The organism is Meiothermus granaticius NBRC 107808 (genome assembly GCF_003574355.1).
Taxonomy (GTDB): domain Bacteria; phylum Deinococcota; class Deinococci; order Deinococcales; family Thermaceae; genus Meiothermus; species Meiothermus granaticius.
On record NZ_QWLB01000001.1, the window covers coordinates 70892 to 84135 of the forward strand.

Below are 13244 nucleotides of genomic sequence, written 5' to 3' on the forward strand. Positions count from 1 at the left end.
TCTATTGCTTGTTCCCAAAGAGCTTCAGGAGATTGTTCAGGTTGCCGCTTTTTGCCGCCCCCTGAACTTTGGTAAAAAAAGCGGTCAGGTCCGGGTGCTCGGCCAGCTTGGCGACCACCTCAAACTGCTCACTCAGTCCCCAGAGTTCGGGATTGCAAAACTCGTCTGGGCTAACCCCGGCCAGGAAGGCCAGGTACTCGGTAATGGATTCCTCGGTGGAGGGTTCCGAGAGGCCCAGCAACAATACCGCGCCCAGGCGCTCCTCATGGCCCAACGCGGCATCTCCAAATGCCTCCAGTGCCGCCCGCTGGCCGCTCAGGCTGAACTCGCGCAACAGCCGAACCAGCCGGAACACCGCCTCGAGGTTCAACGGCGGCATGGTGTGAACAGTCCCAGCCCGGTCTAAAACCGTTGGGCGCTCCCCGAGAAGGGGCTCGAGGCCCTCGGGCTTCTTATCCATTTTTACGGTGCTCATATACCTCTTTCATGCCGTCCAGCGGCGTTTTTGCAGGAGAAACGAGAGTAGAGCATCTGGGGCAGTAAAACCCCAGATGCTCATCATCAATCGGGGCTTAGGCTGCTGGGATGGGGGTATAGATGGTATAGGGGTAGACCGAGGGATTGGCCGGGTCAAACCGGGCCTCGAACGTGGCCTGGATTACCGCCTCGTTCTTGTCCTGGAAGGAGAAGTTCCCCTTGGCGGTGCAGATGGCCTTCTTCAGCACGATAAACAGCGGAGTGGCCGGGTTTTGGGTGTTGCCCTGGATCACCAGGTTGGGCAGGTAAGCGGGGGCCTTAGAGGTATCACCAGAGATTTTGCGGTAAGCCGCTGGGGTGCCCAAATCGGAGGCATCTGCCTGGGTGAACAGGCGCTCGAGGTTCTCCGCACTCCACTCGAGCAGGTTGGTCTGCACCGTGCCGTTTACGTCATCCAGTCGGTCAAACCCAGCAATGCGCCCGCGCACACCATCTACCTGGATTTGCCGCCAGGAGTCGGAGAGGGTCACGGTAGCACCACCCTTGGTGGCCCCCAGCAGCTTTCCGGCGGCTAGCGCAGTGTCAATCCCGGTGCCAGTGCCGAGAGCGGTCTCGAGTGCCGTGAGTTGGGCGTCGGTGAGTTCGTACATCACAGCAGCATCTAAAACAAGATACTTTTTGGTATCAGCGGTCAGGCCGGTTTGGGGAATGCTCATGTCGTACTCCTAAAAGCAATCCCCCCGCTAGAGCAGGGGGCTGAGAGGGCTTTGGGTTTATCGGGCTAGCCGCCGTGCTTCCACATTGAACACGTAGACAGTACGCCTCGAGGCATCCTTCTCGAGGTAGTATGGCGGCTGTAGGGGCTCGAGGTAGAGGTAGGGCGTAGAGCCCACCGGGCTCAATCGCACGTGGAGAGCCTCATAGAGCGAACGCGCCCAGGCCTCGGCAATCGGTGGGCTTCTATGCCGCACCCGCACCTGAAAGCGTGGGAGTTCGTCTATCGGCAGGCCGCGCTCCCCCTTCAGCACGCCCTGCCCTCCACCATAGGGTGTGAGTGAGGCCGCATTGTCCGGTTGGTCAGGCATCTCAAGGAGAAAGAGGTTGGTGCCTACAGTAAAACCGGGTACCGTGGCGGCGATCATTGCCGCAATCTCCTCAAGGGCTGCCATTGGACACCGCCTGTATTGCGTTTGCTAGACCCTGCTGAATCGCTTCTTTCGATTCGAGATAAGGCCGCTCGAGGTATTTGGCACCCCCGCCTCGGGGATGGTTCAGAGATAAATCCTCATGCTGCTTAACCGCGTAGGGCAGGGGAGAGCCGACGGCCCCAGTATAGCTTCCGTCATCCTCCTCGGACTCTGTTTGCAACAGGCTGGCCCGTAGGTCGCCCGAGTCAATAGGGGCTGCCGGGCTGGCCTGCTGAGCCAGTGCGGTGATCTGGGCATCAACCGCCTCTTTAGAGGCCTTTTCCAACCTCGAGAGGAACTCCTCGAGGTGGCTCTCGAGCGAGGCGCTCATCCGTCGTAGTCCTCAAACAGTGCCACCCTAAGGGCAACATCGGCAGGGACACCCGAGGTGTTCTTCACCGCAAACTTCACAGTTCGCCCCAGCGCTGCCGGATTGAGGGTGAGGGTTGCCCAGCCACCAAATGTGCCGCCCCCGATACTGCCTAACAGGTTACCCCAGTCCTCGACCACGCCATCACCGGTATAGAAATAGACCTCGACCGCCGCAGTGGTGCGGATGTACACCCGCAGGGCGCGGACGGCCACAGCGGGGACGGGTTGAGATTGACCGGAGACCCCTCCGGCGGGCAAGGCGCTCACATTCAGGACTTCGCCCAGCGCCACGTATTTCATAGTGCCACCTCCCGGAACGCTTCGGAGCCGTCGAGGTTGTACTCGATCTGCACCGAGAGCACTGTCCACTCCCGGCCCTGGGGGTCGGTGAGGGTGTCCCCCTCGCTCACCGGAGCCTTCACGAACACCGCAGCAGTACTCACTACCTGCTGATTGTCCCTGCTTTGAACGAGCATCCTTCGTCCTTCGAACCGGGCCGGAATCGTGGTTTGCACGATGTTCGGGTTGCCGTAAACGTCGGTGCCGATTTTCTGCCCCCAGACAGCGGTTTGGTTGAGATAATCGGTGATCATCAGTCCACCTACACGATGAGCACCGAGGTTGCCACGAAGGGGCGCAGTAGGTCTCGGGCCTCGAGGCTGTTGAGCGCGTTCGGCCCCCTGCGTGTTTTGCCGTAGCTCTCCTCGAGCCGTCCCAGTCGGAACATGGTCACCCCTTGGGCTTGCAGCCGTTGCCGGGTGCGGTCGCCATCGGAAAGGTTGAGCAGGGCCAGGGCCTCCTCGCACTGGGCGCGTTTCACGTCCTGGGGTATACCCGTTTGGAGGGTGGCGCTATAGAGCAGCGGGTCGGGTGGGAACTCAGGGTCATAGAAGGGGTCGTTCCGGCGTCGCCGAATGAACATGGAGGGTGGCCAGATGCGCGGGAACTGCATGGGCTGGTTCGGCATAACGGGCCGCCCAATGATCGGCAGGCGGTCTATGGCCCGGGCCGCCGTGATGAGAGCCGCCTCGCGCTGGGCCTCGGCTGCCGCCGCCCACGCCTCGGCCCCCAGCCGGGCCGCGAGATAGGTATTAGCCTCCTCGAGGCTTACGTAGCTGTTTTGGCCTACGGTTAGGCTCATGGTTCACCTCCTCGTTCTTGGGCGGCTCTACAATCTCGGCCAGCCCCACCCGTGCCCATAGCCGCGCCGTGTCTGCGGGCAGGGAGAGGGTTTGCCCTCGGGTGAGCCAGCGCCCACCGTGCTCCACTGCCCGCAAAAGCCGGATTCTCAGCACGGCGCCTCCGGTTAGCTCTGAGCCTCAGCGAAGAGGGCGGAGAAGGGATAGCGGTTTGCGCTGGAGTCGAGGGCGTTGATCGGGTTGGGGAGCTGCCAGGCGATGCGGAGCACTGCCCGCAGCGCCACCGCGTCCTGCTGGGCCAGGTTCAGCACCACAGCTCCGTTGCTGTCGGAAATCACGGCCTGGTCCAGAATTTTGTAGGTGATGTCTTGGCGGAATGCCCAGACCAACTGGCTCCAGTCACCGGTAATCAGCAGGGGTTCATCGGCCCCGGCTCCCGATACTTTGCCAGTGAGGGCCCCATTGCGCGGGAAGATCAGGGGTGCGCCATCCAGCTCGTAGGTGTTGGGGGCCTGGAGCGAGGTGGTGAAGATGGGCTCGCCCTGGGTGCTCCGCAGTCCCCGGAGTTTGCCGCGCATGACCATCTGGGCTACGTGGCCATTGGGCAGATAGCCGCTGCGCTCGACCAGGGCGATGACGCCGTTCTCACCCAGCAGGTCGGCGTATAGGTCGCCTCCAGTCACCACCGCCTTGCCTTTGGCGGTTGCATCGGGAACGATGGCGGTGGGCCAGGTTCCGGGTGCGTTCTCTCCGAACAACACGGCCCGATCGAACGCACGCCCAAACGCCTCGGCGATCTTGGGCCGTACCTCGCCCCAAAGGTCGTAATCCGCATCATCCAGGACAGCCTCGGGGATGGGGATGATTACCGCCAGCTCCTCGGCCACCAACTGCTTGTTGGCCCACTGCATCTTGCTGGTTTGCTTGAGGCCGGTGTCGCCCGAGACAAAATATGCCAGGGGCAGGACGCTCTCGACCGGCACGTTTTTCTGCTTGCGGCTCAGAGTCTGGGCCTGTCGCCCGAAGCGCATCACCACCGAGCTCTCTGGCGCAGCTTTGAAAATCTCGTTGGCGTACTCCTGCGGGATAATGCCGTCTCCGGCATCGGTACGGGTGATGATCTGGTTTACCGGCATGGTGTGCTCCTGTCAAAAATGGATGAGAGGGCCTACTCGAGCTAGAACCGCCCGGCCTTGCGCCGAATAGCTGCGTTCATGTCGAGCGTGGATTTGGCGCTGGAGCCGCCAGGGTTGGAACCCCCGCCGATGTTGCGGGCCTGGGCCTCCGCGCCGCCGTCTGACCATTCGGGATAGTCCTTGAGCACCTTCTCGAGGGCTTTTCTAACGGCCTTCTCGTTCACGGTGCCATCCTCGAGGGCGTCGTCGAGGTCGGCCAGCCGCAGCGCTGCATCCAGCCGGTCACGCCGTATCCCAAGCTCTAGTGCCTGGGCACGGGCCTCCGCCTTGAGTTCACGTTGTGCGGCGGCCTTTTCACGCTCGGCGGCACGGGCCTCTTTCTCGGCAGCCTCAGCAATTTTGCGCTGCTCCTCCGAGAGTTGGGCCTTGGTCTGCTCCTTGCGCTGTTCGGCCTCGCGGGCTTTGCGGTCGCGCTCTAAGCGTTTAGCGATGAGCTTGTCTAGCTCGGCCTGGGTTAGGGTCAGCTTGGGTTCATCGCCCTCGTCCCCCCCCTCCTGCGCATTATTGCCGCTGTCGCCCGCGTTGCCTCCGCCCTGGCTCCCGCCGCTGTTTGCGCCGTCGTTCTCGGCCATCAGGGGCTCGAGGGCCTGTTTATAATCCCCGAATAGACTCATGTTCACTCCCGTGTTTAGCGCCGCGTCCGGCTCGCCTCGCCAGTTTTAGGCCATAACGGTTGGGGCCAAACAAAAGCCCGATCCTGGGTCGGGCTCAGTTCCTACTTCGCACCGTTGCCAGGGCCTCGAGGTAACGGTTTCCGCCTCCCAGCGTGGCGTGCTGGAGCTTGAGCGGATAGATACCGGTCCTGCCGTATCTGGGATGCACCTCGAATAACTCTTGGGTAGGGGGCACCGGGGTGAACCCGGAGGCCAGGGCGTAGTTGTCAACGCCCACAAATGATCCGTTGAACACCACCTCTCCCAGCGCGTGGGGCAGGTTGACCGACTTATGCTTATCCCCGAATAGGTGATATGCCGGTACTGGCCTACCTGCCTTCAGTGCCAGTTGGGTCTGGGTGTTCACGTGGCGGTTAACCGCATGGGCGGGGATACCCAGAGCCCGATCCCCGCCCCGCAGGTGCTCACCATGACCCGCCATGAACGTCCACCCCTGTACTGCAAACACTGCGAATGGCTGCTTGTCCAAGTGCCAGCAGATATTTCTGACATCTCGAGTCAGGGCCGCGATATGGTGGTACAGGAAGTGATCAAGGTTGGAGTAGCGGTTCACTGACGGCATCTTGCGCTGGTTTTGCCAGCGGGTATGGTTACCCACAGCGGTGTATACGTCCATCACCGGCACATGGGCCGCCAGGTTGCGCAGGAACTGCGCCAGGGCGTGCGAGGCGGTAAACCACTGATCGAACAGGGTTAGGGTCTGATCGGCTTCGTTGGCGTGACTCAGGGCACCGTCCAGCATGTCCCCCAGCATCACTACAACCAGTTGCTCAACCGGGTTGGCAGTATGCCCCTCGAGGATGGAGAGCACTGCGTCCTCGAGAGCGGCTAGCCGGTCTACAAAGATTTCGGTGTTATAGCCTCCATAGCCTAGCGTCTGGTCGGGTTCAACCACCTTCCCCACGTGGGTATCGCTCAGCATCAGGAGCTTGCTAACCGGCGTTTTGGGGTTTCGGAGCGGGGCCACGTATCGGCCTAACGGCTGGTAGCTCAGTGGCGCGGCTTCCATCACCCGGTCTATCAGCCGATCTATGAGGTTCACTTCTTGCAGGGCCCTCTCGTACTCGCGCTCGAGGGTCTTGACGCGGGCTCTGAGGCGCTCCATCTCGAGGCGCTGCTGCTCAGCCCGGTCGCGCTCAAAGTCGGGCTCCCCCTGGGCCTCAGCAGCCTTGTGGTCAGGGTGTGTATACCCATCGGGGCCGCGCCGCCAACCGTTCGCTTCGAGAATCAGCCTGTAGCGAACCTCACCGCCGTGACCCAACTTGTTTCGGACGCTCGCCGGAGTGACCTTACGGCCCGCTCTGGCTAGTTCGGCGGCGGCGGCCAGGGCCTGCTCCTCGGTGCATACGGTCTTAGCCGCCATGCTCGTCCTCAGGTCGGTTGAACAGGGCCAGGAGGGCTGGGTTTTGCTTGAGCAGGGCGTAGAGCCCGCTCGAGAGAGCGTGAACCTGCCGCTCCTCGAGCCCGATTGCCATAGTGTAGTCAATGGCGTGGATGGCTTCGTGCAGCAAGGTGTCTATGGCCTGCTCCTCGGATTGCCCGTCTTCGACAGCAATGCTCGTGTGGGTATAGACGATCTCGCCCACCTCGCGTCGGGCATTCAGGCGACTTTCTGGCAGGATTTCAACTGTCCACGTCTTGCCGAGAATTTCTAGGGTTGCTGGGAAGTGCATCAGGGCTGCCTCTCTATGACCGGTATGCCAGCGGCCTCAGCAAATGCGATTTCTCGCTTCATGCCTTCGGTGGGTTGGCCATACACCCATACCTCAGAGCAGGTGAGTAGAAACTCCAGACCGGCCTGGATGCCCCATTCCCGCTCTACTGGGTTGGCATCGTTGAGCATCTGCGGATAGAGGAGATGCGAGGCGAAAGGGGCACACCCCTCAATCAATGCCTCGAGGCAGTAGCCTTGGGCTGCTTGCACGTTGTGCTTGACATCCCCGCTATATGGGGAGCAGATGAAAACTCGCTTCATCTACCACGCCCCGTCATGCACCATGAGACCGATCAACCCATACCCGAGCACATCGAGCCAGGTGTCCCGGACGCTCTCTAGGTCGGTGCTGCGCTGCAAATACACCAGGTTCTTGAGCCGCTCGAGCTTGTCGTTGAGGCGCACCAGCACGCCCAGTTCTCCGAACCCGGCAATGTTGCCCCGTCCGTATGCTTCCTGCTTGGAGGCGAAGAGGCGGAGGTATTCCTCTGCGTAGGACATAGCCTTCTCAACCTGCCGATAGGTCTCTTCGCTCAGTCCGGCGGGCAACTGGAGGTCGAACGGTAGCACCACCACCTCGCCTGGGCCAAACCGAGTCAACTGGCCATCCTGAAACATCCCGGCAAACGGGGCTTCATCCGCAGCCTCGCGTTCTGTGACCACTTTCAGCCCCTCGGCAGTGATCTCGTACTCGGGCTCGAGATTCTTCTTCAGAATCTGCCCGTCTTGGTCGGTATAAATCTCGCTCATGCCCTAACCCCCAACCCCGGCATCATCCCCGTTTGCCTCAGCCCAGTTGCGCAGGCCGCGCTCGAGGGCCTCGAGGCGAAAGGTGCGCACTGTGCCACCGGTGTCTGTGACTATGGCGGTCTGCCCATAGAAGCGGAGCAAAAACCAGCGCCCCTCGACCCGCTTGATGTATAGCTCTCCGTTGACCGCCCTCGAGCCCTTAGGTGGCAGAGGTTGTACCCGATTCCAGCGGGCCGGAAGCTCCTCCATCCGATGTTTGGTTGGTTTGTGGGTTGGTGTCGGTGGAATTGTTTGCTGCTCCAGTTGCATTCTCCGCCTCGATTCGGTTTACTTCAGCCTCGACATCGGCGTTGTTCCAGCCGGTGCGTTCACGTATCGCCTCGTGCCGACTGATGACTCCGGCATTGCGCAGGTTGAGCAGAACCTGGCTTTCCTCACCGTCGTCTACCGGCAACCCATCGCGCCAGATGATGTTGAGGCCCTCGAGGGTGGGTGCGTCACTGTGGAGGGCCTCGAGGCGGTTGGCGATGAGGACGATCTCCCGGAGGGCCGGGTCAAAGTGCATCCGCAGCCGGTTGACCTTTTTGAGTGGGGCAAACAGGAGCCGCCGCAGGGCCGAGCCGCTCTCTGCCAGGCCCTGCTTCATCAGGCCAAACACTGCCGGGCTGGTTTCGGAAATGAGATAGAGCTGGTCCTTCAGCTCCTCAATTTCTCGGAATGCCCCCTCGAGGTTCCCATTCCAGATCATGTACCCCGGTGGGCTCTCACCCTCGCCCACCGGAATGTATTTACCGCCTCCCCGGAAGTGCTCGATGCCCGTGTATGGGTCGCGCTCGAGGGCCAGCTCGGGGCCGTACATGCCCGGGTCTGCGTGCTTGTCCAGGATGCGCGAGACCTGGCCCAACCGAATCTCCATCTCCTGAATGAGCGTCTCGAGGTCGGAGTAGTCGTCTGCCCCATACAGCTCGTCTGAGGCGCGTACACCTACCGCTTGGACGATCAATGGCTCCTCTACGCCAGTTTCCTGTGGGAATGCTGTGTCCGGGTGATCTACCAGCCAATCCGCGATCACATATTTCCGCCTGGCCTCATCTCCGGTGGGTCGGAGCAGGTATACACGCCGCTCGTACAGACCAGGTTGATGGATTTCGGCCCAGAGCAGGGGCTGAGGGTTGACATAGCCGCGTGGCCTACCCACCCCCTGCCACGCGATCACATGGGCCAGTACCTTACGGATATTGGTGGGGGAGACTACGGGAAACCAATACTGTGGGGGTTGGGCATAAATTTTGGCCTCGCCGCCCACCAGCGCGGCCTTGAATAACCCGTCTCCGTAGCGGCTGATGTCGAGAGCGACCTCGTAGGCCGTGCTGACCAGGCGGCTCCGCCTCAGAAAATCTTGGAGCCACGCTTGCCCTTCCTCATCACCCCCAGTGACACTGAGGGTAGGCGGGTCACCTAGGAGCAAATCGGCCCAGAGCTTGGAGAGGCGTCGGTGCCAGTTCAGGATTAACAGCAGTTCGGTGCCTAAATCCTCTCGCAGCAATCTGGCCCAATCACGGAATACGTCCTGATGTCGTCCCTGCCAAAGCAAGCGGTTGGCTGCGTAGGTGTCCAACCGCTCTCCCTCAGAGGGCGGGGGCCAGGGCTGGCCCTTTTCCAGAAAGCTCAGATCGGTCAGATATTCATTCATGCTCGCTCTCCTGAGGGCTTGATGAGCACCTTATTTGGGTTCGGATAGCCGAAAACCACACGTTTTGCTAGACCGGAGTACAAGAATATTGTGTTTACTCATAATGTCTACCAACCTCGAGGCTTGTTCGCCACCTGAGGCCGTACACGGGCGAATAAGGTATGGAGGGCATAGCGGATGGCGTCCTGCTCGTGGTCGTTCTGTTTCAGCGGCTTATCCTCACCGCGCTCCTGGGCCTGGGCGTCCCACAGGTAGCCTCCGTAGCTACGGATTAGGCGCGTGCAGGCCCTCGAGACCGCAAACTCCCCAGCTTTGAGCATTCGGGCATGGGTGCGAATGCCCGCGAGCACCTCGTTGTCCGCTGGACGCACCGACCAGCCCAGGCGTCGTAGCTGTGTTTTGAAGCTCGCAGCGCTGGGGTCGAGGATGATCCCACGCACGGGCCTCCCGGCGAGCCTGGGGGTAGTGACAACACCACCGGAGGGTTGCTGGGGCAGCCCCACAGCCCCTAAACCCTCGAGCCAGGCGGTCAGGTCGGTGGCGTACTCGAGGTCAGTCCGGCTCCCCGACTCCCGGCCACTGTGGTAATACTCCGCCAGGGCCACGGCCATGGGCTCGCTGGGTGCTGGCCGCCGCACACCCACCAGAATGAAGACGGTGGGGTTACCGGTGCCATAGTCCGCCGAGACCCAGAACTCCTCAAACTCCGCAGGGTCGGGTGGCTCGAGGGTGTGTATAGCCTCGTCGAAGAAGTCGAATACCGCGCCCTCGGCCTGTACCCATAGGCCCTGGATGAAGCGCTTGTACCACAGCGTGCCGGGGCCATATTCGCGCTTGAGGTTCTCGATATAGGCCGGGGGCAGGTGGACATTGACCTCTATGGGCCAGTGGAAGGCTCGCACGTCCAGCTCGTGCGCTCGGTCAATCCACTCGGTTTTGAGCCAGTGGTAGGGCGGGCCGGGGTTGGTGGTGCCAAAGCCTCGAGCCCCGGCTACCGAAAGGCGGGCCATGCACTGGCGATGGAACTCAGGGCTGCCCAGGCTCATCTCATCGCGGTAGAACCCGGCCCAGGTTCCGCCCCGCACCTTCTCCTCAGCCCGCGCATCGGCTTCACCCAAAAGGTGAAGGGTGCGACGCCCAATGCGGGCGCGGTGTTGGCCCCGCGAGTACCAGAACTGATCTTTCAGCATCTCGGCCAGGGGGAGCAGGACGTTGCGCTCGAGCACCTCCTCGGTTCGCCCAATCATCATTAGCAGGCCATTTGTCGGTGCAGTCTGGGTGAACTCGATCCATGCAATGAGGGAGTGAATGGTTTTGCTGGATCGCACTGGGCCATGCCAGATGTTGAGACGGGCGGTAGCGTCGCGCACTGAGTTGGCTGGTGCGCCGGGGATGATCGAGAACATAGTGTGAATGGTTGACATTATCGCATATTTGCGATATACTGTAACCATGAAGGTACGGGAGGTAATCAAGCTAATCGAGGCCGATGGATGGGTGATGGAACCTCGTAAGGGCACCAATCACCGGCAGTTCAAGCACCCCAGCAAACCCGGCAAGGTCACGGTGAGTGGCAACCCTGGCGACGAACTGGCACCCAAGACGCTCAAAAGCATCCTCAAGCAAGCTGGGCTCAAATGAGCCCAGCCCACCCGACCTTCACAGGAGGCAACCTATGCACGATTTTTTGGCAGTGATCGAGCGCGGCGAACGAAACTACTCGGCCTATGTGCCGGAGATTCCCGGAGTTGCGGCGACCGGGCGCACCGTAGAGCAAACGCTTCGGCGACTTTCAGAGGCGCTGGCTATGCACCTCGAGGGCGAGATGGCACCCTCGCCCAAGCTCCGGACCCGCGAGGAGCTGAAGCGGTTCCTCGAGGCCCAGGGGGAGCGCCTGGAGGAGGATGACCGGGTGGAGTGGGTGCGTCCAAAAAGCCCTGACCCGGTGAGCCTCGAGATCCAGCGAGTTATGAAGGCAGCCGGTGTCACTCAGGCTATGTTAGCCCAGCAAATGGGCACCACTCAGAGCGCGGTGGCCCGGTTGGTAGACCCCCATTACGGTCGGCATAGCCTGGATACCTTGCGCCGGGCTGCCGAGGCTCTGGGATACGAGGTCGAGGTGAAGCTGCGTCGGCGTAGGCACTCAGCCTAGCTATGGCTCGAGGCGCTGCTGCTCCTGACGGAGATTGCGGATGCTCTCCACCAGGGCCTCGAGGGTTTTCTCTCCCTCGGCTTGTGGCTGGGGCTGCTCCATGCCCATCCAGCGGCCCAGTAGCTCCGCTGCTCTCAGGACATACAGTGGACCCTTCACGCCCCACTTCCGGTAATACTCGGGGCTGCCGAAGGCAAACTCGAGCATGCGGTGGATGAGGCGCTCCCGTTCGGCCCCATAGGCCAGGGCGTAGGCCTGCATTTTCGCACGAATGGCGTTCTGGACGTTGGGATTTGCCAAGATTTCGGAGGCGAACGCTCGGGCATCTCGCCCCTTCGCTCCCTTATATCCCGCTTTCCGATACGCTTCCGAGGCATTGAAGGTGCTCAGGTAGTTCTCTACAAACACCCGTTGCTGTGGGGTCAAGCCGTCTGGGTCGTTGGCCTGGGCCTTATGGCGGGGCATGTATTCATCCTCATAACGACTACGCCCCTGGAGCCTCAAACTCCAGGGGTTGAAAGTTTAGACACTGCACCAACTTGTGTATACTCAAGATAAAGCCATCAGCCGGAGATGTCTAGTGGGTAACGTGGGCCAGGGCGGCCCGTGCCCGGATTGCGGCCTCACGCAGCAGGTCAGCCTCGAGGCGGTAGCGCTCGGCCCGGGCCTCGGCACTTTGTAAAGCCGCCTCGAGGTGGGCTACGCGTCGCAGGAGGGAGCTCAGGGTTTGTTCGGCACGGTCAATGTCCATAACCTCGGAACCAGGGCAGCCGGCTGAGGCATGACGGGCCAGGGTTTGAAGGGCGGCTTGTGGGCTCATATCGCTTCCTCCCGGTTGATGTCGCCCGCCAACAGATCAGCGTTGTCCCTCTCGAGCTGATTTGCTGCTGTATTCAATGCTGCCGCCTGCTCTGCCAAGCTCTCAGCTCCGATCTGGCGGAGGGTTTGGATGATGTGGGCACGGGCTGTTGGGGTCATTTTCTCAAACTCGGTTTGCATGTCTACTCCTTTAGAGCGCCTGCGGCGAACAGGCCCGGCTGAAGCCCCCGCAGGGCCCTCCAGCTCCGGGGGCTGAGCCACAGGGCCTCGGTGCGGGCCGATTGCCGCGAGTTGTTGGTGTAGGTCTGGGTCTCCACCCGCACCCACCCGTGGGCCTCGTAGAGGTCGGCGTAGAGCTCTGAGGGATACCCCGAGATCAGGGCATGGGCCGCTAGCCCCCGGAGTTGCTCGGCCAGCCGGAGATGATCGGCCTCGCTCAGTTCATGCCGGTAGCTGGCTGATTTTTTGCGCCGGGTCTCGAGCAAGTACGGGGGGTCGCAATAGATTAATGCCTCAGGGTCATCGAAACGGGAAATCATCTCAAACGCGTCATCCTGCATGATCTGCACCCCCAGCATCCGCTCGGCCACCGCCCACAGGTGACTCAGGTCCCACAAGCGGGCTGGGGGCCGCCAGATTCCACTGGCTTTGGCCACATAGCGGAAGCTGCGCTGGCGGTCCACCGCGTTCATGCCAATCCCCATCCAGGACAGCACAAAAAACCGCCGGGCAGCCTCCAGGGGGTCCTCGGCGGGCTCGGTGGAGCGTTCATACTCCGCCCTCGCCCAGGGGGTGAGCTCGAGGGCCCGGATCAACTCCCCAGGCCGCTCCCGCAACACCCGGAAGAAATTCACCACCCCACCATCCCGGTCGTTGTAGGTCTCCAGCTTGCTCCGGGGTTTGCGCAGCAGGATGCTGGCCCCGCCCCCGAACGGCTCCACATAGCTCTCGTGGGGAGGAAAGTGTTGGAGCACGAACGGGGCAATCTGCCACTTGCTGCCGAAATAGCGCAGGGGAGGGCGGGCTGGTTCTCTCGAGAGCGGCTCCTCAGCTAGGGTTGTGGTCATCTCC

The 13244-nt window shown here is 61.6% G+C and carries 22 protein-coding genes; 2 read left to right on the forward strand and 20 right to left on the reverse strand.

Annotation, left to right across the window (positions count from 1 at the left end; genetic code table 11):
* Window position 1: 1 nt before the first annotated feature.
* The 16 genes from Mgrana_RS00365 to Mgrana_RS00440 all read right to left on the reverse strand — a co-directional run bounded on the left by Mgrana_RS00365 (window position 2) and on the right by Mgrana_RS00440 (window position 10608).
* Window positions 2–475, reverse strand: a complete 474-nt coding sequence (locus Mgrana_RS00365) for a hypothetical protein (protein WP_119355616.1) — start codon at window positions 473–475, stop codon at window positions 2–4.
* A gap of 97 nt (window positions 476–572) precedes the next feature.
* Window positions 573–1193 carry a hypothetical protein gene (locus Mgrana_RS00370; protein WP_119355617.1) on the reverse strand — a complete coding sequence of 207 codons (621 nt, stop codon included), beginning with the start codon at window positions 1191–1193 and terminating at the stop codon, window positions 573–575.
* Between the two features lie 57 nt (window positions 1194–1250).
* A complete protein-coding gene (locus tag Mgrana_RS00375) occupies window positions 1251–1646 on the reverse strand; it encodes a minor capsid protein (protein ID WP_119355618.1) in 396 nt (131 codons plus the stop codon).
* Window positions 1633–1995, reverse strand: a complete 363-nt coding sequence (locus tag Mgrana_RS00380; RefSeq protein ID WP_119355619.1) for an HK97 gp10 family phage protein — start codon at window positions 1993–1995, stop codon at window positions 1633–1635. The genes Mgrana_RS00375 and Mgrana_RS00380 overlap by 14 nt, the downstream gene beginning before the upstream one ends.
* Window positions 1992–2336 (reverse strand): hypothetical protein, encoded by a 345-nt coding sequence (locus Mgrana_RS00385; RefSeq protein WP_119355620.1) that lies wholly within the window; start codon window positions 2334–2336, stop codon window positions 1992–1994. Before Mgrana_RS00385 ends, Mgrana_RS00380 begins: the two co-directional genes overlap by 4 nt.
* Window positions 2333–2629, reverse strand: coding sequence for a hypothetical protein (locus Mgrana_RS00390; protein ID WP_119355621.1), 297 nt, complete (start codon window positions 2627–2629; stop codon window positions 2333–2335). The genes Mgrana_RS00385 and Mgrana_RS00390 overlap by 4 nt, the downstream gene beginning before the upstream one ends.
* 8 nt (window positions 2630–2637) lie before the next feature.
* On the reverse strand, window positions 2638–3177 hold the full coding sequence (locus Mgrana_RS00395; RefSeq protein ID WP_119355622.1) for a DnaT-like ssDNA-binding protein: 540 nt from the start codon (window positions 3175–3177) through the stop codon (window positions 2638–2640).
* 165 nt (window positions 3178–3342) lie between these two features.
* Window positions 3343–4311 carry a phage major capsid protein gene (locus Mgrana_RS00400; RefSeq protein WP_119355623.1) on the reverse strand — a complete coding sequence of 323 codons (969 nt, stop codon included), beginning with the start codon at window positions 4309–4311 and terminating at the stop codon, window positions 3343–3345.
* Window positions 4312–4352: 41 nt separating this feature from the next.
* On the reverse strand, window positions 4353–4985 hold the full coding sequence (locus Mgrana_RS00405; protein ID WP_119355624.1) for a capsid assembly scaffolding protein Gp46 family protein: 633 nt from the start codon (window positions 4983–4985) through the stop codon (window positions 4353–4355).
* 94 nt (window positions 4986–5079) lie between these two features.
* Complete coding sequence (locus Mgrana_RS00410) at window positions 5080–6408, reverse strand: metallophosphoesterase family protein (RefSeq protein WP_119355625.1); 1329 nt, start codon at window positions 6406–6408, stop codon at window positions 5080–5082.
* Entirely contained in the window at window positions 6398–6718 is a 321-nt protein-coding gene (locus Mgrana_RS00415; protein ID WP_119355626.1) for a hypothetical protein, read from the reverse strand. The genes Mgrana_RS00410 and Mgrana_RS00415 overlap by 11 nt, the downstream gene beginning before the upstream one ends.
* On the reverse strand, window positions 6718–7020 hold the full coding sequence (locus Mgrana_RS00420; RefSeq protein ID WP_119355627.1) for a DUF7768 domain-containing protein: 303 nt from the start codon (window positions 7018–7020) through the stop codon (window positions 6718–6720). The genes Mgrana_RS00415 and Mgrana_RS00420 overlap by 1 nt, the downstream gene beginning before the upstream one ends.
* Complete coding sequence (locus Mgrana_RS00425; RefSeq protein WP_119355628.1) at window positions 7021–7509, reverse strand: hypothetical protein; 489 nt, start codon at window positions 7507–7509, stop codon at window positions 7021–7023.
* Between the two features lie 3 nt (window positions 7510–7512).
* On the reverse strand, window positions 7513–7758 hold the full coding sequence (locus Mgrana_RS00430; protein ID WP_119355629.1) for a hypothetical protein: 246 nt from the start codon (window positions 7756–7758) through the stop codon (window positions 7513–7515).
* The gene (locus tag Mgrana_RS00435; protein WP_119355630.1) at window positions 7709–9202 is read right to left on the reverse strand and encodes a phage portal protein; all 1494 of its coding nucleotides are present in this window, start codon (window positions 9200–9202) and stop codon (window positions 7709–7711) included. The genes Mgrana_RS00430 and Mgrana_RS00435 overlap by 50 nt, the downstream gene beginning before the upstream one ends.
* A gap of 107 nt (window positions 9203–9309) precedes the next feature.
* Window positions 9310–10608, reverse strand: coding sequence for a terminase large subunit domain-containing protein (locus Mgrana_RS00440; protein ID WP_170146364.1), 1299 nt, complete (start codon window positions 10606–10608; stop codon window positions 9310–9312).
* Window positions 10609–10654: 46 nt separating this feature from the next.
* On the opposite strand from Mgrana_RS00440, the gene Mgrana_RS00445 reads away from it, so the two are divergent.
* Both Mgrana_RS00445 and Mgrana_RS16760 read left to right on the forward strand, forming a co-directional pair.
* Window positions 10655–10843, forward strand: a complete 189-nt coding sequence (locus Mgrana_RS00445; protein WP_119355632.1) for a type II toxin-antitoxin system HicA family toxin — start codon at window positions 10655–10657, stop codon at window positions 10841–10843.
* A 34-nt stretch (window positions 10844–10877) separates the two neighbouring features.
* On the forward strand, window positions 10878–11354 hold the full coding sequence (locus Mgrana_RS16760; RefSeq protein WP_147021215.1) for a type II toxin-antitoxin system HicB family antitoxin: 477 nt from the start codon (window positions 10878–10880) through the stop codon (window positions 11352–11354).
* Here Mgrana_RS16760 and Mgrana_RS00455 read toward each other — a convergent pair whose 3' ends face one another.
* The 4 genes from Mgrana_RS00455 to Mgrana_RS00470 form a co-directional block, all read right to left on the reverse strand.
* Window positions 11355–11819 (reverse strand): terminase small subunit, encoded by a 465-nt coding sequence (locus Mgrana_RS00455; RefSeq protein WP_119355633.1) that lies wholly within the window; start codon window positions 11817–11819, stop codon window positions 11355–11357. It abuts the gene before it with no gap.
* 112 nt (window positions 11820–11931) lie between these two features.
* Complete coding sequence (locus tag Mgrana_RS00460) at window positions 11932–12174, reverse strand: hypothetical protein (protein WP_119355634.1); 243 nt, start codon at window positions 12172–12174, stop codon at window positions 11932–11934.
* On the reverse strand, window positions 12171–12353 hold the full coding sequence (locus tag Mgrana_RS00465) for a hypothetical protein (protein WP_119355635.1): 183 nt from the start codon (window positions 12351–12353) through the stop codon (window positions 12171–12173). The genes Mgrana_RS00460 and Mgrana_RS00465 overlap by 4 nt, the downstream gene beginning before the upstream one ends.
* Window positions 12354–12355: 2 nt before the next feature.
* Window positions 12356–13240 carry a DNA adenine methylase gene (locus Mgrana_RS00470; RefSeq protein ID WP_119355636.1) on the reverse strand — a complete coding sequence of 295 codons (885 nt, stop codon included), beginning with the start codon at window positions 13238–13240 and terminating at the stop codon, window positions 12356–12358.
* Window positions 13241–13244 lie beyond the last annotated feature (4 nt).